At 49.4% G+C, this 1156-nt stretch carries 1 protein-coding gene; it reads right to left on the reverse strand.

Features of this window, described 5'->3' with window-relative positions:
• Nucleotides 1–1097, reverse strand: a protein-coding gene (locus tag FKP33_RS26735; protein ID WP_483874544.1) for an IS3 family transposase whose coding sequence is annotated in 2 segments (ribosomal slippage) — nucleotides 1–827 and nucleotides 826–1097 — 1099 coding nt annotated over the 2 segments. Because the reading frame shifts where the segments join, the coding sequence is not laid out codon by codon here. This gene is flagged as partial in the annotation.
• Nucleotides 1098–1156: the final 59 nt, after the last annotated feature.

The raw sequence follows: 1156 nt of genomic DNA on the forward strand, positions 1-1156 counted from the left end.
CCCCATTAAGAGACTGATGGGGACGCTCCTGATTGTAAAACTGGACATAGCGAGCTATCCCTTTGCGCAGCGCGCGAGGGTCTTCAAATTCATTGAGGAAGATACATTCGTATTTGAGCGACCGAAAGTAACGCTCCGTGCGGCTGTTGTCCGTTGCCCGGCCCTTACCGTCCATCGATACTTTGACGCCTTCCTTTTCTAACAGATCCAGATAATCCGCATTAGTAAAATGCGAACCTTGATCGCTGTTCATGATCTCCGGCTTGCAGCGGCTGAATGCGCGTTTAAGGCATCTCATAACAAAGCCCTTTTCGAGCGTACTGGACAGCTCATAATCAATCACCTTGCGGCTGTACCAATCAATGATGTTGAACAAGTACATAAATCCTTTGCCCATCCTTAGATAGGTGATATCGATTCCCCAGACCTGATTGGGCCTGTCGATCGTTAAGCCGCGAAGTAGATAAGGACGCGTGTACTTGGCATGGAGGCGTTTGCTCAAGTTTGGCTTCGGATAGATCGCCTCCAGACCCATGAGCTGCATCAGACGGCGTACGCGCTTACGATTGATCTCGGAGCCCTGGTCCCGAAGAAAATTTGTCATGCGTCGGTAACCGAAGTAAGGGTGCTTCATATAGATCTCATCGATTCGATGCATGAGCTGCACATTCTCTTCGCTTTCTTGTTGCTCCTTGCTCGGACGGTATACGCTCGTTCTGTTCACACTCAGCAGGTTTGCCTGACGCTTCACTGTGATCTCGGTATGGTCGCGCTCTACCATCGCTTTCCGGGCTTCCAGCGGTTCATTTGAGGCCAGATTTTTTTTTGAGCCAGTCAACCTCAACTGTGAGTTGGCCGACCAGCTTTTCTAGATGCTCTTGCTTGCTCTCGTACTCCTTTTTCAGTTTGTCGGCTTCACTGGTCTTCTTCTCGAACACCATGGAGGCACGCTCAAGGAATTCAGCCTTCCACCGGCTGATCATGACTGGGCTCAATTCATATTTGGCTGCGATCTCGTTGACGGTCTGCTCCTCTCGAAGGACCTCCAGGACGACCTTTGTCTTAAACTCTGAGGTATATCGGTTCCGTTTTTCCATAGCTTCATTATAACTTATTTTTCACTCCCCTGTGTCTCAACCTATGGGAGCATTATAGA

This window comes from Paenibacillus sp. tmac-D7 (assembly GCF_006519665.1).
Classification (GTDB): Bacteria; Bacillota; Bacilli; order Paenibacillales; family NBRC-103111; genus Paenibacillus_G; species Paenibacillus_G validus.